Annotated in this window: 17 protein-coding genes and 1 pseudogene; 10 read left to right on the top strand and 8 right to left on the bottom strand. The window is 38.4% G+C overall.

The window, feature by feature from the left end:
* Positions 1–23 precede the first annotated feature (23 nt).
* From rpmE to EGT34_RS05910, 4 genes are all read right to left on the bottom strand, one after another.
* Positions 24–248 (bottom strand): 50S ribosomal protein L31, encoded by a 225-nt coding sequence (rpmE, locus tag EGT34_RS05895; RefSeq protein WP_001200845.1) that lies wholly within the window; start codon positions 246–248, stop codon positions 24–26.
* Positions 249–441: 193 nt separating this feature from the next.
* On the bottom strand, positions 442–1,413 hold the full coding sequence (locus EGT34_RS05900; RefSeq protein WP_001984712.1) for a bile acid:sodium symporter family protein: 972 nt from the start codon (positions 1,411–1,413) through the stop codon (positions 442–444).
* Positions 1,414–1,546: 133 nt separating this feature from the next.
* Positions 1,547–1,948: a lactoylglutathione lyase gene (gene gloA / locus EGT34_RS05905; protein ID WP_001242511.1), complete on the bottom strand. Its 402-nt coding sequence runs from the start codon at positions 1,946–1,948 to the stop codon at positions 1,547–1,549.
* A 21-nt stretch (positions 1,949–1,969) separates the two neighbouring features.
* A complete protein-coding gene (locus EGT34_RS05910) occupies positions 1,970–4,141 on the bottom strand; it encodes an AmpG family muropeptide MFS transporter (RefSeq protein WP_000428285.1) in 2,172 nt (723 codons plus the stop codon).
* Positions 4,142–4,307: 166 nt separating this feature from the next.
* On the opposite strand from EGT34_RS05910, the gene EGT34_RS05915 reads away from it, so the two are divergent.
* Positions 4,308–6,926: a Lon protease family protein gene (locus tag EGT34_RS05915; RefSeq protein WP_000192277.1), complete on the top strand. Its 2,619-nt coding sequence runs from the start codon at positions 4,308–4,310 to the stop codon at positions 6,924–6,926.
* A 58-nt stretch (positions 6,927–6,984) separates the two neighbouring features.
* Here EGT34_RS05915 and EGT34_RS05920 read toward each other — a convergent pair whose 3' ends face one another.
* The 3 genes from EGT34_RS05920 to surE all read right to left on the bottom strand — a co-directional run bounded on the left by EGT34_RS05920 (position 6,985) and on the right by surE (position 9,728).
* Complete coding sequence (locus tag EGT34_RS05920; RefSeq protein WP_000886770.1) at positions 6,985–7,914, bottom strand: LysR family transcriptional regulator; 930 nt, start codon at positions 7,912–7,914, stop codon at positions 6,985–6,987.
* Between the two features lie 101 nt (positions 7,915–8,015).
* The gene (locus EGT34_RS05925; protein WP_000550750.1) at positions 8,016–8,846 is read right to left on the bottom strand and encodes a peptidoglycan DD-metalloendopeptidase family protein; all 831 of its coding nucleotides are present in this window, start codon (positions 8,844–8,846) and stop codon (positions 8,016–8,018) included.
* 114 nt (positions 8,847–8,960) lie between these two features.
* On the bottom strand, positions 8,961–9,728 hold the full coding sequence (gene surE, locus EGT34_RS05930; protein ID WP_001023216.1) for a 5'/3'-nucleotidase SurE: 768 nt from the start codon (positions 9,726–9,728) through the stop codon (positions 8,961–8,963).
* Between the two features lie 102 nt (positions 9,729–9,830).
* On the opposite strand from surE, the gene EGT34_RS05935 reads away from it, so the two are divergent.
* From EGT34_RS05935 to EGT34_RS05975, 9 genes are all read left to right on the top strand, one after another.
* Complete coding sequence (locus tag EGT34_RS05935; RefSeq protein ID WP_000846419.1) at positions 9,831–10,202, top strand: MCR_0457 family protein; 372 nt, start codon at positions 9,831–9,833, stop codon at positions 10,200–10,202.
* A 147-nt stretch (positions 10,203–10,349) separates the two neighbouring features.
* Complete coding sequence (locus EGT34_RS05940; protein ID WP_000480886.1) at positions 10,350–10,772, top strand: MCR_0457 family protein; 423 nt, start codon at positions 10,350–10,352, stop codon at positions 10,770–10,772.
* 126 nt (positions 10,773–10,898) lie between these two features.
* Positions 10,899–12,047 (top strand): D-alanyl-D-alanine carboxypeptidase PBP5/6, encoded by a 1,149-nt coding sequence (gene dacC, locus EGT34_RS05945; RefSeq protein ID WP_000197255.1) that lies wholly within the window; start codon positions 10,899–10,901, stop codon positions 12,045–12,047.
* 99 nt (positions 12,048–12,146) lie between these two features.
* Complete coding sequence (locus EGT34_RS05950) at positions 12,147–12,692, top strand: gamma carbonic anhydrase family protein (RefSeq protein ID WP_001107199.1); 546 nt, start codon at positions 12,147–12,149, stop codon at positions 12,690–12,692.
* A gap of 119 nt (positions 12,693–12,811) precedes the next feature.
* A complete protein-coding gene (locus EGT34_RS05955; RefSeq protein WP_000741964.1) occupies positions 12,812–13,300 on the top strand; it encodes an NUDIX hydrolase in 489 nt (162 codons plus the stop codon).
* A 4-nt stretch (positions 13,301–13,304) separates the two neighbouring features.
* A complete protein-coding gene (gene mnmA / locus EGT34_RS05960; RefSeq protein WP_001187604.1) occupies positions 13,305–14,438 on the top strand; it encodes a tRNA 2-thiouridine(34) synthase MnmA in 1,134 nt (377 codons plus the stop codon).
* 13 nt (positions 14,439–14,451) lie between these two features.
* Positions 14,452–15,186, top strand: coding sequence for a high frequency lysogenization protein HflD (gene hflD, locus EGT34_RS05965; protein WP_000229971.1), 735 nt, complete (start codon positions 14,452–14,454; stop codon positions 15,184–15,186).
* Between the two features lie 54 nt (positions 15,187–15,240).
* The gene (gene purB / locus EGT34_RS05970; protein ID WP_000993080.1) at positions 15,241–16,629 is read left to right on the top strand and encodes an adenylosuccinate lyase; all 1,389 of its coding nucleotides are present in this window, start codon (positions 15,241–15,243) and stop codon (positions 16,627–16,629) included.
* Positions 16,630–16,711: 82 nt separating this feature from the next.
* Positions 16,712–17,353 (top strand): DUF2238 domain-containing protein, encoded by a 642-nt coding sequence (locus tag EGT34_RS05975; protein ID WP_000570314.1) that lies wholly within the window; start codon positions 16,712–16,714, stop codon positions 17,351–17,353.
* A 49-nt stretch (positions 17,354–17,402) separates the two neighbouring features.
* On the opposite strand, the pseudogene blp2 reads toward EGT34_RS05975, so the two are convergent.
* Positions 17,403–19,589, bottom strand: a pseudogene (gene blp2, locus EGT34_RS05980) (Ig-like repeat protein Blp2).
* Positions 19,590–19,716: the final 127 nt, after the last annotated feature.

Raw genomic sequence — 19,716 nt, forward strand, 5'->3', positions numbered from 1 at the left:
GTTTTTTGTTTCGTTTTGAAGTATTAACGCTTGATAGAGCGAGACATACCAGCAAAACGTTGTTTGAATTTGTCGATACGACCACCAGTGTCTACATTCTTTTGTTTACCAGTGTAGAACGGGTGGCAAGCTGAACATACGTCAAGGTAAATAGTTTCTTTACCTAAAGCAGAACGAGTTTCGATTACGTTACCGCAAGAACAAGTTGCAACTAATTTTTCATATTTTGGGTGAATATCGGCGCGCATCGTCGATTACTCCTAATTGAAGAAAGGCTTAAGCTGTCATCGCAATTGATCACTCTCAATTAAATTGAGGAAAGCTTTTACAAGCAGATCAACACCACAACAGACCATTCTTTTGGCCCACCGAAACCTCAAGGGTTAGAGCTAAGCACAACAAGTGGGCAGTATTATACGCCATATAATTTTTTTTTGCGAATTAATCTTGGGATTTAGCCAAGTAATTTGCAATCACCCCACAGACCATTAACTGTATTTGGTGAAAGATCATAATTGGTAAAACGATCATACCTAAAGGTTGGCCAATAAATAAGATTTGTGCCATAGGTACACCACTGGCCAAGGTCTTTTTTGAGCCACAAAAGAACACTGTAATTTGATCAGCTCGGTTAAAACCAAAAGCGCGCGGTAAATAAAGTGCAAGCAGCATAATAATGGTGAGTAAAACAGAACAAGCAATGGTCAAAAGCAGTAAGGTTTTCCAACTCACCTGATGCCAAAGCCCCGCAACCACTGCCCCACTAAATGCACCATAGACCACCATCAAAATTGAACCTTGGTCAAATGCTTTTACAATACTTGGTACTTTTGCCATATATGGAAAAACATACGGACGAAGTAATTGCCCTAAAACAAAAGGCACTAATAGCAACAAAGTAATTTGTATAATTGAAGATGTAGGATCAAATCCGTGCTGACTTTGTCCTAAAATAAAGAAACTGACTAAAACTGGCGTAATAAACATACCTACCAAGTTTGAGAAAGATGCGCTACATACCGCCCCTGCCACATTCCCTTTTGCAACTGAAGTAAATGCAATAGAAGACTGAACAGTAGATGGCAAGAAACACATAAACAAAAAACCCCAATAGAGCTGCTGCCCTAATAGAGGTAAAAGAATAGGTTTAGCCAATAAACCAATAGCAGGAAAAATAAAGAATGTAATTGCAAATACCAGTAAGTGCATTTTCCAATGCAAAATACCTTCAATGACTGCCTCACGAGACAGCTTGGCACCATGCAAGAAAAATAAAATAGCAATCGCGACTGTAGTTAATGTATTGAAATACTGCGCAGCTTGACCACTGACTGGAAAAAAAGTTGCTAGTAGTACCATGCCAACCAACAAAATTGTAAATCGATCAAGTGCCAAGAACTTCAGCATGTTCACATCCTATGATTATTTTAGATAAAGAAAAGCCCAGTTGATAAATTGACCATTTGGTCAAGCCTTCATCATACTGGGCTATAAAAATAAAGCTAGACTTTTAAGACCTAAATCTTAAAGCGCCTGAGTCATTTATTTAATTATTTCTAGCATTTGCGTCTTGTTGAATAAGCTCGACTTTGTAGCCATCCGGATCTTCAACAAATGCAATCACCGTTACACCACCCTTCATTGGGCCAGCTTCACGAACGACTTTACCGCCACGTGCTTTGATTTCTTCACATGCTTTATAAGCATCTTCAACACCAATCGCAATGTGACCATAGCCATTTCCTAAATCATAACTTGAGGTATCCCAGTTATGAGTAAGTTCAAGCACGGTATTATTTTCTTCATCGCCATAACCAACAAATGCCAGTGTAAAGCGACCTTCTTCATAATCACGCTTACGAAGTAACTTCATCCCTAATACTTCGGTATAGAACTTTAAAGATTGTTCTAAATTGCCTACTCGCAACATTGTATGAAGCATTCGCATATATTTATCTCCAGAAAACCCTCATTCTGATGCTTGTTTAGCCAATAACTTACTTACCCAAATTACAAGTAGTAAAATTGGTAATCCCATCAAGAACGTAACCGTAAAAAAGCCAGAATAGCCAATATGATTTACTATTGTACCTGAGTATCCGCCAATAGTTTTAGGCAGTAATAACATTAATGAACTAAAAATAGCGTATTGCATAGCTGTAAAAGATACACTTGTTAGACTTGAAAGAAATGCAATAAAAACCGCTCCTGCCAGACCCGAAGCTAGATTATCAAATATGATTCCCATAACAAGCCATGTCTTACTGTAAGGTACAACTACTTTTCCTTTCAATTCGATATCAATATTTTTATCAATCGGAATCGCTGGGATATCGGATAAACTCATACGATATCTAGGTTGGCTTTCTGATAAATTTTTTTGATAGGTATGAGTCTGAACTAAAGTCTTTGTTTGCCCATTAACCTCATAATTTGCCTGCACTCTTATTGCATCAAGCTTAGCAAGTTCTGTCCCTGAAATAACTGCATTCCAGTCACTATTTTTAATTTTACCATCTACTTTAACTTGTGGATTTAAGAAAATATTTACAGATTTTATTTGACTATTTTTCGGCAAATTTAGCAAAGTGCCATGAAGGATTATATCTTTTGCCAACTCATCTTTATATACAAGATTATCGCCCCCTATAGCTTGGATATAAATCTCCGGTTTTGGCTCATTTTTGTATAGTTTTAGTGGAATAGTTATTTTTAAAGGTTCAATATACCCTTGAGGTTGCGAGGCAATAGAAACTTCTGCTTGGGTTGTTAAAGTATTACTTGGAAATTTTAAAGACCAGTTTCCTACCTCATCAGGGTTTGCGGTATATACTTGATCGCCAATATTAACCTGGACCTCTTGCATAGAAGCACCAGATTTGACTAAACCAACAAAAATTAAATTAGTTGTGCTCGCTAAAATTGCTCCTAACAACATCATTTTCATGACGTTATAACGCTGAGCTAACATCCCTCCGAGAAATCCACCTAATATTACAAAGAAAATCGCAAAAAACTTATTAAACCAAGCAATTTCTTCTTTATCAAAATTTAAATCTAAATAAAACAGATTAGCCATTACCCCAGCAACGACATCTGAAATACGATAGAAACCTATTAATAATAAAATTGCTAAAGCTACTTTTAATCCATATCGCTTAAAAAAGTCTAGTAAAGGTGATAACCATGTTTCTACAACAATTTTTTTATTAATTAAACCAAATTTAATTAAACCCAGAATAACAATAACAGCAATTGATATACTAATTAAAAACTTAATAACTAAAAGTATAAAATTTAAAAAAGCATCTTCGATAGAAAATGAATCAAAAATTAAACCGATTTGATAAAAACTAATTCCAAAAACTATGGTTGAAATAACAAAAACTGCAAATAACTGGACATAATCTTTTGCATGATAATGATGTTGTAGGCGCTTAACTACAGGTTCATGGATGAGTAAAGTTGTAATAATTCCTACAATCATCAAACCAGCCATTAATAAATAGGTGGTTCGCCATGCTTCATAAATATAATTACCAACTGCTGTTCCCAAAGATGCAGCAAATAATAGTGCACCTAATTGAGTAATAATTGTAGCAGTGCGATACCCTGCATTATAAGTTGAAGCTAAAACAGTTTGTATATTTGGGTCTTCAGTTAATTCGATACGGTAAGCATCCACAATAATATCTTGTGTTGCTGATGAGAACCCAAGAAAAATAGCAGCCCCTGCCATAATCGTTAAATTTGACAATGAACCGAAATCAGATGTGTTGGGTAATGGATTTGTAAATGCCATCATACAAATTGCACAAATTACCAAAAGTTGTGATACCAATAACCAACTACGTCTTAGGCCCATTCTTCTGGTTAGATATGGCAAGGGTAGCTTGTCTATTAGCGGCGCCCAAATAAACTTAAATGAATAAGCCAAAGCTGCCCAAGAGAACATTGTAATAGTACTTCGGTTAATTCCAGCCTCAGTCAACCAAAATGATAGAGTTGAAAAAATTAGAAAAATTGGAATTCCCGATGAAAAACCCAAAAACAACATAATGATTGCACGGCGATCCAAGAAAGCTTTAAAAGAACTTTTCCACCCTTTCGATTCAGAAATCATTCGTTTTTTATTTTCCATAAATTATAAATGCGCCTATTCAATCGCTTCTTACAATTGCTTTCAAGATTCTTTATGCAATCAAGTTTTGTTTTGATGATAAAAACGGCAAGTTTGCTTGATATTTTATGCTAAACCTGTATACCTTTAATCTTCAACCTTCGTTTTCTTTTGCTGGATATCAACAGTGACACAAAAACTTGATCAAGTGACATCTTCAACTTTATCACTCGCTAAAACAAACACCACAAACGTCACAATAAATGCATTTCCTTCAGCTTTTGAGCAACCTGATATTAAAATGACTTTAGATAAAACAGCGTTAAAACCCGAACAACTTACGCATATTCCAAATTTTGAAAATATTCCAGCCTCAACAAAACGCATCAAGCCGCTCAACAACTTTTTAGGGCAAGACCGCGCCAAAGCTTCGGTAGAAGCCGGCATTTCCTTACCCTACTCTGGTTATAACATTTTTGCGGTAGGAACAGCAGGCTTAGGTAAACGCACCATGATTAAGCGTTTACTACAACAACATGCCAAAACAATGCCTACTCCAGATGATTGGGTATATGTTTATAACTTTAAACAGGCTCGTCAGCCCATTGCGCTACGCTTCCCTGCTGGACAAGGAATCAAGTTTCAACAAACTCTTCATCAAACTTGGCAAATTATTTTAAAGCAGCTTGAACGCCGTTTTAGCGCAGAGACTTATCATAACCGTATCGAGCGAATCCGTCAGGAAACTGGTGATGAACAGCAACAAGCACTTGTCGAATTAACAAAAGAAGGCGAAGAACTTGATCTAAAATTGATTTCTCGAAATGAGAAACATGGCTTTGTACCTGTACAGTTAAAAGATAATCAGGTTCAAGAACTGACTCAAACAGAAATTGACGCTTTAAATAGTAAACAGCGTGCTGAGATTGCAGCCAATATTCGCTATATGGATAAAAAGCTTGAGCGTCTTGGTCTGCATTTGGGCGACTTAGAAGATGACGCACGCGACAAAGTTTCTGTTTTAAATCGAGACATCGCCACTCAAGTGGTTATGCCACGCATGGACTTAATTTTAAATAAATATGGTCAAGTGAAAGGCCTTGAAGATTATTTAAAACAGTATGCTCAAGATATCATTGACAATGTTGAGTTAATTTTAGAACAAGAAGAAGATGACTTTGCTCCTGCTATGTTCAATCGCGTACCGGCGCGTTATCAAGCAAATGTGATTGTCTCAAATAAACCAAACAGTGGTGCGCCAGTTATTTTTGAAGATTTCCCAACGCACTACAACTTGCTGGGTCATGTAGAACAACTCACCCACAACGGTACAATTACTACAGATTTCACTCTTATTCGTCCCGGTGCCCTACATCAAGCCAATGGTGGTTTTTTAATGCTTGAGGCTGAACAACTACTCGAACAGCCTTATGCATGGCAAGGTTTAAAGCGTGCATTAAAATCGGGCCAACTCAAGCTCTCTTCTCTTGAACATATGCTGACTTTAACCGGCAGTATCTCGATAGAGCCTGCTGCTATTCCACTTGATATTAAAGTGGTACTGATGGCAGAGCCTGAGATTTATTATGAAATTTTAGAAGTAGAACCAGAGCTTGGTAGCGTATTTAAAATTCGCGCAGATTTTACCGATACATTACAACGTAATGACGAAAATGAACAAGCTTATATGCAGCTGATTGCTGACTATGTACAAGCCGATAAACTGCTTCCATTTGACCGCAGTGCTCTAGCGGCATTACTAACTGACTCAAGCCGTCAGGCCGAAGACCAAAGCTCATTGTCGTTACATGCTTCAACGTTGGGTGATCTTATTCGTGAAGCGCATCATCATGCATTTAAAGCCAATGATAAGATGGTAACCGACCAGCACATTAACCTTGCCCTACAACACCGACAATATCGCTTAGGCTATTTAAGAGAACTTTACTGGCAAGATTTATCGCGTGGAACCCAGTTAATCGAAACTTCTGGCCATCGTTTAGGTCAAATTAATGCCCTCTCTGTCATTCACTATGCAGATGTTGAGTTTGGTTTACCTTCACGCTTAACTGCCTCGGTTTATCAAGGCGGTGGCGATATTCTTGATATTGAACGTAGTGTAGAACTAGGCGGTTCATTGCATGCCAAAGGCGTGTTACTCATGTCTAGCTTCTTAAAAGCTCACTTTGGCCGTGAACAGATTTTACATTTTTCTGCTGCTCTGGCTTTTGAACAAAGTTACGGCCAAGTGGACGGCGACAGTGCAACCGTTGCCGAGCTTTCTGCATTAATCTCTGCAATTAGTCAGTTACCAATTGATCAGTCATGGGCAATTACTGGTTCTATGAACCAGTTAGGTCAAGTTCAACCAATTGGTGGCGTAAATGCAAAAATTGAAGGCTTCTATGATGCATGTAAGCTACAAGGTCTAACTGGCAAACAAGGTGTCATTATTCCACGCCAAAACATGCAACACTTAATGCTACGTCAAGATGTGATTGATGCGGTACGAGAGGGCCAATTCCATATCCATGCGATTGATACAATTGATCAAGCACTTGAGATTTTAATGGCTCGCCCTGTTGGTACTCTCGACAAAAAAGGCAAATACAGCAAACACTCTATTTATGCTGCTGTAATGGAACAGCTTGAATACTGGCAAGCGATCGAAGATGGCGCAGAAGTTGAAGAGGAGCCAAAGAAGAAAAAGAAAAATAAGAAAAAAATTAAAAAACATGAAGAACTCACAGCCGATGATCTTCCTCAAGAAACTCAAGAGGAAGTTGCTACGCTGAAGCAAAAATAACACTGACATAGAAAAAGGGCTTGTTTTTACAAGCCCTTTTTTATGAATAAGGTAAAAATTAACGAACAATCTGCATTGCTCTTCCGCCAGCCAACTGACTGAAGTATTGCTTAAGCGCTTCGACACAACGTTGAATTTTCATTGGCTGTTGATCGTGTTTTGCAATCTCTGCATATAAAGTGAAAGCTGGGAGTTTCCAATCTGGAAGGATTTCAATTAAAGAACCATTCTTTAGTTCTTTTTGAGCATCTAAATATAAAATTCTGGCAATTCCATGCCCTTGCTGGCATAGCGCTTTAGCCACTTGTAAATTATTACTTTGCAAACGGCTTGCCATCTCGATATTTAATTTTTCACCAGTTTTAGCGTGCTGAAAATTAAAACTACGTGAATCATTCATTGCATTAATAGAAAGCAACTCATGGTTGTTTAAATCATTTGGATGCAAGATCGGGCTTGTTTGATTGAGATAGCTGGGAGAAGCTACCAAAATCTGATCGACAAAAGCCATAGGAATAACAGAGTCACTCTCTTCTACCGCTGTAGAACTCATGCGCACTGCAATATCAATTCGCTCTTCGATTAAATCGATATATCGATGCCCCACTTCAAAATGAACAGATAGACCACGATGGGCAGACATCCAGTGAGATAAAGCAGGAATAATGTGCTGAACTGCTAAATCAGGGGTAGTTGCAATACGCAAGTCACCAATCAAATCATCTCGCAATTCATTGATCCTGATTTTGCCTCTTTCTGCTGCTGCCAACATTTCTTGGCAACTTGAGAAAAAAGCCTGCCCTGCCTCAGTCAAACTAAGTTTTCGCGTAGAACGATGTAATAAAATTACATCCATTTCATTTTCAAGAGAACGGATTTGCTGACTTACAGCACTTGTTGTAATGCCTAATTCACGTGCCGCACCACTAAATGAACTTTTTTCAACCACACAAGCAAAAACACCCATCGCACGAAGCTGATCTAACATAGGTTTCCTCAAATCTAATTCTAAATTTATAAAAAATGCTTATTGTTGTAATGAAAGCAACCAATTGTATTATACGAGGAAACCTATATTTAATGCATTAGCTAATTTGGTAAAAGATTTGCAGGGTTGATCGGTTTACCGTCAAGGCGAATTTGGAACTCAAGCATAACGCGAGATGCCCCTGAAGACCCCATTTCAGCAATCTTTTGGCCTGCGGTTACATTGTCACCACTCTTCACCATCATCTTGCTATTGTGGGCATACGCACTGATGTAACCATCAATATGTTTAATTAAAACCAAGTTACCATATTCTTTCAGACCATCGGCTGCGTATACAACTTGACCATCAGCCGCCGCATAAATCGGGTCACCTTGGTTACCACCGTAACGGATTCCTTTGACATTATTCGCCAAATTAAAGCCTTGAATAACCGGACCGTTATTTGGTTTCACCCAACGTAAGCTTGAGCTTGGAATAGATGCTCCCACTGTTGTATTGGTTGATGGCGCAACAGTTGCTGGCGGTGGAGTGGTTGTGGTTGGTGCAGTAGTTGTCGGTAAAGCAATTGTTTGACGCTTAATTGGTTCCGGTTGCGCCATGACTTGTGTCGACACAGTTCTTGGTGAAGAAGATTTCTTCAATCGTAATGATTGATTAACATAAATACGATATGGCGGTGCAATACCATTCATCTCTGCAATACTGAGATAGTCCAGACCATAGCGCATTGCAATACCACTTAAAGTATCACCTGAACGGACTGTGTAATAGTTAGGAGCCATTGCATAGCGAGAACTATTATTAATTTGTGGTTTAGAAGCACATCCTGCCATTGCAACAGTAAAACCTACAGCTACAGACAACATCATAATTTTCATTATTTTGTCTCTTTGAATATGCAATCTGCTTTGTTGCCCAGTTAAATGCATCGATCTCCCTCACTAAATGCTACAAATCATTTCGGCTAAGAGTACCAAAAAAGTAAGAGGAAACATGTTCCTCTTTTTCTTTATTCACAAAGTTATAACATTCGGCTCAGTTTATTACCCCAAACTGGCCTGCAAATCTTCTAAAACCGCATAGTTTGTTGCATCCATCTGAATTGGCGTCACGCTCACAAAACCATTCGCGACCGCAAAAAAATCAGATTGTATTTGACTAGCAATACGCTGTGGATCAGTTACCGCCTCACCAGCAAGACCAATCCAGTAAACCTGTCTTCCTCTAGGGTCTACATGGCTGGTGATAGGTTTAGATTGGGCACGGCGGCCTTGGTAAGTAATTTGTGTACCTTTAAGCTGAGGTACATCTGGAATATTAATATTAAAAATATGTCGCGGTGGCAGTGCAGGTAGTCCTTTTGCGATAAAGTCATGTACCCATTTAGCTGCTTGCGCATAATCATCTTTATGGTCGTATGAACGTACATCAGGCCCAGCCAAAGAAACCGCAATTGCAGGTTGTTTCATTAAACGACCTTCAAAGGCTGCACCAACAGTTCCCGAATATAAAACATCATCGCCTAAATTTGCGCCACTATTGATCCCACTGACAACCAAATCAAATTCGAAATCAAATAATCCATTCATGGATAAATAAACACAATCGGCTGGTGTTCCATTAACAGCCCATACATCTTCAGCAATTTGAATAGGACGTAAAGGACGATCTAAAGTTAAGGCACTCGAAAACCCGCTTCTTTCACTTTCTGGAGCAACCACCACAACACGGCCTAGTGGTTTTAACGCGTCAGCTAAAGCTTGTATACCTGGTGCAAAGACACCGTCATCATTGGCAATTAAAATATTCACAAAAAATCTTTCTCGACAAATAAACCCAGAGGTTTTCTCAATTGAATTATTTGTTGAATTATATATATTTATACCTCCATAGCATTATAAAATTGTGAAAAAATGAAAACTTTCGCTCCTTTTTTTCAAGTATTGGGGATTAGTATCACATTGTGTACTCAAGCGGTTTTTGCTGATGAGGGTATCTCAACACAAGAAGCTGACAGCTTAATTAAAGATGACATTGCCTCTACTCAAGTCTTACAGGAAATTTGCCCTAATTTTGTTGGCGCAAATAAAAAACTTGAAACCAATACCCAAAAGATTATTGCAATGTATCTGAGTGGTTATTCCAATAAATCAATCACCTTCTCTGCGCTGCAAAATGATTCAGAATATAAAACCCTGTTAAGTGAAGCACGTCAGGCTGCCAAAGAAATGGATCACCACGAACAACATGAACTTTGTGAGGAAGTGGTAAATTACAAAGATTAAGAGCTTAGCTCAATCAGTAAGCTTATCTTTGGGGTTTTCTGTTGAGATAAAGCAGAAAACCTACATAACAATACATTTTTTCCATTTTTTTAGCGTTTAAATTGTTTAAGCTATCGGCATATTTCAAATTTTTGTTTCAGGTTATCCATGTTTATGAAAAAAAGCTTAGTTCAATCACTTTCTGTTGTTTTACTCATGACAATGGCAACAGTGGGTTATGCTGCTGACAAGAAAAAAACAGCTGAAAAGAAAACTGAAAATGAAAATGTTGTTGAAGTTACACCGACCAAAGGTACTACACCGGAAGAATTAGCAGCAATTCAAGTACTTTCTGAAATTTGCCCAAGTTTAATTGGTAAAAAAGATGCCGAATTTGCTCAAGGTTATGAGCGTCTTGTAAAAGACTATTTGCCAAATGAAGCCGATCCAGTTGCAGCTTTAGAAAAACGTAGTAAAGACAAGAGCTTCAAGAAAGTCTTAAAAGAAGCACGTAATGATGCAAAAGCTGCTGGTAACGAACAAAATACGTTAGTTTGCCAAGACGTGAAAGCTTATCAATCGCAAAACTAAATTAGTTAAAAACTCTCTAGTTACAATACTGTTTGAAAAAGCCGACTTCCCCCATAGAAGTCGGCTTTGCTTTATCCTAAAATGCTAGGCTCTTCTGCTTCATACAAGATATTGGAATTACCTAGAATGACTCGAAAAAGCGCTATTGCTGCACTCCTCCTCTTACCAAGTTTTTCTTATGCAGCAACTGTCTTATCAGCTCCGCCAGAATTAAATAATAAGTCTTATGTATTAATGGATTACGAGACAGGACAAATTCTCGCTTCTAAAAATGAAAATGAAAAGCTTGCTCCTGCTTCTATGACTAAAATGATGACAAGCTACATCATTGAACAAAAATTATTAAAAGGTGAACTTACCGAAAATGAACAGGTTCGTATGAACGAATCTGCTTGGTGTAAAGGCAGTAGTTCTGAATCATGTATGTATGTTCCATTAAATGGTACAGCAACTGTTTTAGAAATGCTTCGCGGTATTATTATTCAGTCAGGTAATGATGCATCAAAAGCAATGGCTGAACATATTGCTGGGAATGAAGGTACTTTTGCTCACATGATGAACCAAGAAGCAAAACGTATCGGAATGACCAATACCCAATTTATTAACTCAACAGGTATGCCAGCTGAAGGTCATTACTCAACTGCAAAAGATATGGCTGTTTTAGCACAACATATTATTAAAGACAGCTCAAAATACTACCCGATTTATTCTGAAAAAGAATTCACATTTAACGGTATCAAACAAGGTAACCGTAATGCTTTACTTTACACTGACCCAAGTGTTGATGGCTTAAAAACAGGCCATACTGATGAAGCTGGTTACTGCTTAACGACTTCAAGTAAACGCGGTCCAATGCGTTTAATCTCAGTTATTTTTGGTACACCAAGCATGTCTGAACGTGCTGACCAAACTCGTGCATTATTGGCATGGGGTTTTGCAAACTTTGAAACTGCAAATGTACAACCTGCAAACCAAGTTCTTGCAAAAGCTAAAGTTTGGTTTGGTAAAGAAAATGAAGTTCAGGTTGGTTTAGCTGAAAACTTCAATGTAACTATGCCTAAAGGCAAAGCGGACGGCATTAAAACTCAGTTGGTTGTTCAACCGAACCTAAATGCACCACTTCAAAAAGGTCAAGTCGTTGGTAAGCTTGTTGCAAGTTTAGATGGTAAAGTTATTGCTGAAAAACCATTGGTTGCTTTAAAACCTGTTGAAGAAGCTGGTTTCTTCGCACGTTTAATTGACCATATCAAACAATTCTTCAGCAACTTATTCTAAATTTAAATAATTTTAGAATAGTTGAATTAAGCACTCATGCTATTAGCGTGAGTGCTTTTTTATTTTATACTTTTACTAAATTTTCTATTGATACTTCTCATGGCAAAAAACATCCGTCCTTATTTAGACCATCACCCACAAATTGATCCAAGCTGTTACATTGATGAAATGTCCGTGGTTGTAGGTGATGTTAAATTGGCCGAAAATGTTTCGGTGTGGCCTTTTGCAGTCATTCGCGGAGATGTAAATAGTATTCAAATTGGCAAAAACAGTAATGTACAAGACCATTGTATGCTACATGTCAGCCATAAAAATGATGCTAAGCCTAATGGTTCACCTCTTATTATTGGTGAAGATGTGACAGTAGGCCATCATGTGACTTTACATGGCTGTACTATTGGTAACCGCGTACTAGTCGGAATCAATACGGTTATTTTAGATGATGTTGTTATTGAAGATGATGTGATGATTGGTGCGGGAAGCTTAGTTCCGCCTCGTAAAGTCTTAAAAAGTGGTTATCTTTATGTTGGAAGCCCCGTACAACAAGTACGTCCTCTAACCGAAAAAGAATTGGCATTTTTACCTTACTCAGCAAGACATTATGTAAAAGTGCAAAATAACCATAAAGATAATCAAATAAATTAAAACAAACCGAGTTTTTCAAACGATAGAGTTATTCGCATGCTCTATCGTTTGTAAGATGACCGTAGCCAAAAACCCCTAAATTTCGTATCATACGACTTTTAAATTCATGGTGCTTTTTTATGGCCGCATGGACTCCCCATGTCACTGTCGCTACAGTCGTAGAAAAAGATGGACGCTATCTTTTTGTCGAAGAACATAGCGAAGGTTTTGTACACACAGTGTTTAATCAACCTGCTGGTCATGTGGAATGTGGTGAAACACTAACAGAAGCAGCGATCCGTGAAACGCTTGAAGAAACAGGACATCATATAGATATAGATGCCCTACTTGGTATTTATACTTATACCCCCCCTATGTTTCCGGACCGTACTTATTATCGCTTCTGCTTTTTAGCGCATGTGACCCACGTCGAAAGCGACCCAAAACTTGATACAGGTATTGTTTCTGCTGTCTGGATGACTCTAGATGAACTTAAAGAATCTGCCCGTGCACGTAGTCCTCTTGTCATTAAAGCCATTGAAGACGCCATGAAAGGACAACATTATCCTTTAGCTCTTATTTATGAGCACCCTTTCTCTCCCTCATTAACTTCTCATTTGGATGCCTAGTCCTATGCAACAACGTGTCATCGTCGGTATGTCTGGTGGCGTAGATTCCTCTGTTTCTGCGGCGCTCTTACTTCAACAGGGTTATCAAGTTGAAGGCCTTTTCATGAAAAACTGGGAGGAAGATGACGGCACGGAATACTGTACGGCAATGGAAGATTTAGCCGATGCTCAAGCAGTCGCAGATAAAATCGGTATTAAACTTCATACTGCAAACTTTGCTATGGAATATTGGGACCGCGTATTCGAACACTTCTTGGCTGAATATGCAGCCGGTCGCACTCCAAACCCAGATATCTTATGTAATAAAGAAATTAAGTTTCGCGCATTTTTAGATCATGCCATGACCTTAGGTGCAGATTTTATTGCAACAGGTCATTATGCTCGTCGTGCTGAAACTGCTTATAACTCTAAAGGTGAAGCATATGCACCTTTATTACGTGGTTTAGATAACAATAAAGACCAAACTTATTTCTTACATGCAGTGCATGGCCGTGAAATTAATAAAACTCTCTTCCCGGTAGGGGAAATTGAAAAACCGGAAGTTCGTAGAATTGCTGAAGAACTGGACTTAGCAACTGCGAAGAAAAAAGATTCAACTGGTATATGTTTTATCGGTGAACGTCGCTTTAATGACTTCCTTAAACAATATTTACCCGCTCAACCAGGTAAAATTGTGCTGGATAACGGCAAAGAAGTTGGTGAACATCACGGTCTGATGTACTATACGCTCGGTCAACGTGGCGGTATTGGTCTAGGCGGTATGAAAGGTGCATCAGAAGGTGCATGGTTTGTACTTCATAAAGATGTTGCCAATAACCGTTTAGTGGTCGGCCAAGGACATGATCACCCACTTATGCAAAGTACACAGCTTTGGAGTGAGGCCATTGACTGGGTAGCAGGCGAGCAAAATATTCCGGCTGAAGGATTACGTTGCACCGCTAAAACACGCTATCGCCAGCCTGATCAAGCTTGTACAGTGTTTATTGATGAAAATAGTGAGCATGGTGTTCGTGTTGAGTTTGATGAACCTCAACGTGCAGTTACACCAGGCCAAAGTGTTGTATTTTATTCGGATGAAGTTTGCCTAGGCGGGGGTGTTATTCACCATACAAACGCCCCTACACCAAATTTTATTTAAGGGAATGAATGGCATGGTGGAGTTACCCTTTCAACAATCACAAGCCTTGAATGTTCGCCAAAACCGTGCCCTTGCCTTGGCTGGGGTATTTCAAGCGACCCAGCTTACGCATATGACCGCCATGACAGGTCAGCAAAGTATTGGTGAAAGTGGTAACTTTTATTTTGAGTTATTAATAAAGGCGAGTTTAAATATTCGCCCTACAACAAATAATAATGCTGTTCAGACGTTGGATTTTTTTAATCAATTGGCTGATATTTCGTTGGGTCTTAAAACTCTTGAAAATTGTATCACTCAGCCTTTTACCAATGCGCCTAAATCTCGTTTGCCTAAAATGCGTAGTGCAAAACTTCCTATGTCTTATGCGATGTCACTTTTGCAGTTAGAGAAAAAGGTCTATAGCAATCCTGAATATGTGGCGATTATTGAAAAAGCGCAGCAGAAGATTTTAAAACAGCTTTCTTTTTTTGATAATAACTATTTACATCCAAGTATTTTAGCCAATTTGGCGCAAACCTATGTTGATACTGCCGGACAGATTAATCCACGTATTCTTGTTCGTGGTAATGCTGAGGCATTTAAAGATACCAACCATACCAACCGTATTCGTGCTTGTCTGTTTACGGGGCTACAAATGGCCCATTTATGGCGACAACTCGGCGGTAGTTCATGGAACATGATTTTTAGCAAACGTAAATTGCTACAGGATATTCAAGCACTTGCTCGTTTACAGTACCAAGTTATCTAAGGCTGTAACGAGATTATTTTTGTTTTATGTTTATTCCAGCATTAAGGAATCGTTATGAACGCTTTAACCGCACTATCACCATTAGATGGACGTTATGCCAGCAAATGTGATGCGCTACGCCCTTTTCTTTCTGAGTTTGGTTTAATTCATGCTCGTGTCACTGTGGAAGTGCGTTGGTTACAAGCGCTTTCTAACCGTCCGGAAATTGTTGAAGTTGCTCCTTTCTCAGCTGAAACAAATGCAGCACTAGATGCAATCGTAAGCAACTTCTCTGAAGAAGATGCGAACCGCATTAAAGAAATTGAACGCACAACTAACCATGACGTAAAAGCAGTTGAATACTTCTTGAAAGAGAAAATTGCAGGTATTGCTGAATTACAAAATGCAGGTGAGTTCATTCACTTTGCTTGTACATCAGAAGACATCAATAACTTGTCTCATGCACTTATGCTTAAAAACGGTCGTGAGGTTTTAGTATCAAGCATGAAGCAAATTTTAAATGCAATCTCTGCTTTAGCTACAACTCATGCTGAACAACCGATGTTGTCTCGTACACATGGTCAAACTGCTAGCCCAACAACTTTGGGTAAAGAAATGGCGAACGTTGCATATCGTTTAGCTCGCCAAATCAAACAATTTGAAAATGTTGAATTACTAGGCAAAATCAATGGTGCAGTAGGTAACTACAATGCTCACCTTTCTGCTTATCCAAATGTGGATTGGCCAGCGCATTCACAAGCTTTTGTTGAATCTTTAGGTTTAACATTTAACCCATATACAACTCAAATTGAGCCACACGACTACATGGCTGAATTATTTGACGCGTTACGTCGTTTCAATACAATTTTGATCGACTTTAACCGTGACGTATGGGGTTATATCTCTTTAGGTTACTTCAAGCAAAAACTTAAAGAAGGTGAAGTTGGCTCATCAACTATGCCGCACAAAGTTAACCCAATCGACTTTGAAAACTCTGAGGGTAACTTAGGTATTGCAAATGCAGTGTTGGCTCACTTAGGCGAAAAATTGCCAATTTCTCGCTGGCAGCGTGACTTAACTGACTCAACTGTACTTCGTAACATGGGTGTTGGTTTTGCTCAAAGCTTAATTGCTTTTGATGCTTGCTTAAAAGGTATTGGTAAACTTGAACTCAATGCAAACCGCTTAAATGAAGATCTTGACCAAGCTCAAGAAGTTCTTGCAGAGCCAATTCAAACAGTTATGCGTCGTTATAATGTTGAAAAACCATATGAGAAGTTAAAAGCATTAACTCGTGGTCAAGCAATGACGCGTGACATGATGGTTGACTTCGTAAATGGTAACGAACTTGCTCAAGTACCAAGTGAAGAGCGTGCTCGCTTAGCTGAGCTTACACCTGCAACTTACACAGGTAATGCTGCTGAACAAGCTAAACAAATTAACGAATTAATTAGCAAAATCTAATTAAAAAAGTTATAAAAAGCGAAGCTTAGGCTTCGCTTTTTTATTACACTCATACAAATCAGAATAAAGACTTATTTATAAAATGATCGAAAAAGAATTCAAAGTTAAACACTATATTGCACTTGGCCTGCTTTTTATTGCCATTATCATTTCAGGTATTCAACCACTTGAGTTTGAGGCTTATTTGCTTCATCAAGCTGGCACTGTTTTTATGGTGATTCTGCTTTTTATTATTTTCAAAAAAATTGGACTGGATTTCTTAAGTTTTACTTTTTATCTACTGTTTTTATTAATCCATATTATTGGTGCTCACTATCTCTACTCCTACGTTCCATACAATGACTGGATACAACAGGCGTTCCATTTCAACCTAGATCAATATATGGGCTGGTCCCGCAATATGTATGATCGTTTAGTTCATCTTGCCTATGGTGTTTTGCTCTATCCTCTTATTTATCGTGTATTCCAAGTATGGTTACCCACTGCACGTCCTTTTTCTTTATTCTTACTTGTAGTCCAGTTTGTGATGGCGTCTAGTGTCTTTTATGAACTGATCGAATGGGTAATTGCAATCGGGCTATCACCTGAACAAGCTGAAAATTATAATGGGCAACAAGGTGATATGTGGGATGCACATAAAGACATGTTACTCGCTACAATTGGCGCAATCCTCTATGGGCTAATCGCTCTTCTCACAACACCAAAAAATCAAACAATAAATTAAAATTAAAAAAGCGCTCATTGAGCGCTTTTTACATGTTGTCTCAAATACCCTAAACAACTGGATAAGTTTGATCTAAAAGGTTTTGTAAAACCGAAGAAGTTGTATCAGGTAAAGGATGATCAGGATTTGATGTTGTCTGACCAACTGATGCATTTACTTCGATTGGCTCAGATGCCTGAGTCGTTTTTAACGCTGTTGATGAGAGAAGTTTTGCGATTGGGTCTGATTCACTAGCCGTAGAACTTTTTAATAAATCATCTAAAGGAACCGATTTCTGCGGGTTATTCGTCTCAGTTGATGTACTTTGCGCTGCCTTTAAAGTATGCAATCCAACACTATCTGCCAAAGATGGCCCTTCTGTACTTAAAGTATCTACTGAAGCTTCAGACAGGCTCGCAGCTTTCGGTGCAACTACATAAAAGGTAAAAGGAGAACTTGCCTCACTGGTAAGGCCCGCCGCATCAGTTTGAGTCAAAGTAATAGTATGCTTACCAAGAGCTAAGTCTTTATCAAATGTAAATGACCAAGATCTACCACTTGTTACCGTCACAACTCCAATTGCAACACCATTATCATAAATCGTAAGAGTTGCATTTGCTTCACCTGAGCCTGTAAGTTTTGGTCTAGCATCGTCAGTTTCAGAACCAGCCGTTATAGCTCCTTTAACAGCGCCTACATCATCATCTACGCTATTTAATATAGGTTTTGATGGTGGTGTTGTATCTTTTGTACCTACAATATCAACAACTTCAGACTTATTTCCAGCATTATCTATAGCTGATACCGAAGCATGTTTATTATCCGTTAAGGCTGGTGAAATAGAAATTGTAAATTTTCCATTCGCATCCGCTGTTCCACTACCAATTACCTTACCTGTTGTATCTTTAATTTCAATTTTGGCATTTGCCTCAGCCGTACCGGTTACAGAAGTACCATCTGTATTAATTTGAACAGTCGGTTTATCTGGTGCAATCGAGTCAAAGCCTGGCGTAATTTCAACTGGTTTAGATACATTACCAGCAGCATCTTCCACAACCACTGTGCCCTTTTGCGCCTCTTTTAAAGCAGGTGAAAGTGTAATTTGAAATTCACCTTGAGCATCGGCGGTCCCACTTCCAATCACTTTACCATCGGCATCTTTTATTTGAACTTTTGCATTTGCTTCAGTTTTACCATGTATTACCGATCCTTCTTTATTTACTTCAACAAAAGGAGATGCTGGTGGTATGGTATCTTTACCCGCAATAATTTTAACTTCCTCAGATTTGTTACCCGCAGCATCTTCGGCAACCACTTTACCGCCCGCTTCACTGGTTAATGGTGGAGTAAGTTTTAAAGAATAAATACCATCTTTATTCGCAAAAACAGTTCCTAATACTTTGCCAGTGGCATCATAAACAGTGATTTTTGCATTTGCTTCTGCTTTACCTGTCACTAAGGAACCATCATCACTCAATTGAGCTTGTGGAACATCTGGGGCAATTGTATCTTTTGTTCCTGTTACCACAGTAACTTTAGAATTATTTCCAGCCGCATCTTGGGCAATAACATTTAATTTATCCCCATTCACTAACGGCTTATCTAATTTAATCGTGTAATTTCCGCTCGCATCAGCAACACCTGAGGCCACTGTATTACCTGCTGCATCTTTAATGTAGATTTTTGCATTTGCTTCAGTTTTGCCAGTCACTGTCACAGTATCATCAGCAAGCGTAGCTGTAGGAGCAGCAGGTGCTATTAAATCGGGAGTACTGGGTGAATCATCTTTGTCATCTTTATCAAATGCCCAAAGATATAAACCTTCAGCGGCTAAAACTGCTAAGCCTGCTTTTAGTACATTACCCATTGAAAAGCTTGGATCATTATCAACGGCCATTGTTGCAGTTAAAGGGCTGGTACTGGTATAGGCCAAATCCGTAACATGATTTAAGCCTCTATAATCTATAACCTTACCTTGAGCATCAAATTATGCTTCAACAAATTTTCCTTGCTCAGTTGGAAAAACGAGTGAATGCTCTGTTGTATTCGTTGCTTCATTAAAGAAATTTTCTAAGACAATTGTTTCTCCATTTTTTAAATGGATGACTAGACTTCCACCCTGCTTTTCCATCGATGCGATATCTTTTTGACTTACACCAATTTGAATAATAGTAGGTTGGTTTAAAACCACCTTATTGAGCTGACCATCTTGCAGAACGTCCAAACCCTCTTTGGATGCTACAATTATTCTTGTCATTATTTCCTGTCCTAAATTTCAGTTATATTTTTAAATGTTTATCTTTTAAATGGATCATCTAAAAGCTATTTTATTGTTGCCTAAAATATCAAAATCACTTATTTATCACAATTCAATAAGTATATTT

This window comes from Acinetobacter sp. FDAARGOS_558 (genome assembly GCF_003937785.1).
Classification (GTDB): domain Bacteria; phylum Pseudomonadota; class Gammaproteobacteria; order Pseudomonadales; family Moraxellaceae; genus Acinetobacter; species Acinetobacter baumannii.

Bases quoted from the DNA above. Each gene is read 5' to 3' on its own strand.
- rpmE (WP_001200845.1), bottom strand. From the start codon at position 248: ATGCGCGCCGATATTCACCCAAAATATGAAAAATTAGTTGCAACTTGT.
- gloA (WP_001242511.1), bottom strand. From the start codon at position 1,948: ATGCGAATGCTTCATACAATGTTGCGAGTAGGCAATTTAGAACAATCT.
- EGT34_RS05910 (WP_000428285.1), bottom strand. From the start codon at position 4,141: ATGGAAAATAAAAAACGAATGATTTCTGAATCGAAAGGGTGGAAAAGT.
- EGT34_RS05920 (WP_000886770.1), bottom strand. From the start codon at position 7,914: ATGTTAGATCAGCTTCGTGCGATGGGTGTTTTTGCTTGTGTGGTTGAA.
- EGT34_RS05925 (WP_000550750.1), bottom strand. From the start codon at position 8,846: ATGCATTTAACTGGGCAACAAAGCAGATTGCATATTCAAAGAGACAAA.
- EGT34_RS05935 (WP_000846419.1), top strand. From the start codon at position 9,831: ATGAAAACTTTCGCTCCTTTTTTTCAAGTATTGGGGATTAGTATCACA.
- EGT34_RS05940 (WP_000480886.1), top strand. From the start codon at position 10,350: ATGTTTATGAAAAAAAGCTTAGTTCAATCACTTTCTGTTGTTTTACTC.
- dacC (WP_000197255.1), top strand. From the start codon at position 10,899: ATGACTCGAAAAAGCGCTATTGCTGCACTCCTCCTCTTACCAAGTTTT.
- EGT34_RS05950 (WP_001107199.1), top strand. From the start codon at position 12,147: ATGGCAAAAAACATCCGTCCTTATTTAGACCATCACCCACAAATTGAT.
- EGT34_RS05955 (WP_000741964.1), top strand. From the start codon at position 12,812: ATGGCCGCATGGACTCCCCATGTCACTGTCGCTACAGTCGTAGAAAAA.
- mnmA (WP_001187604.1), top strand. From the start codon at position 13,305: ATGCAACAACGTGTCATCGTCGGTATGTCTGGTGGCGTAGATTCCTCT.
- hflD (WP_000229971.1), top strand. From the start codon at position 14,452: ATGGTGGAGTTACCCTTTCAACAATCACAAGCCTTGAATGTTCGCCAA.
- purB (WP_000993080.1), top strand. From the start codon at position 15,241: ATGAACGCTTTAACCGCACTATCACCATTAGATGGACGTTATGCCAGC.
- EGT34_RS05975 (WP_000570314.1), top strand. From the start codon at position 16,712: ATGATCGAAAAAGAATTCAAAGTTAAACACTATATTGCACTTGGCCTG.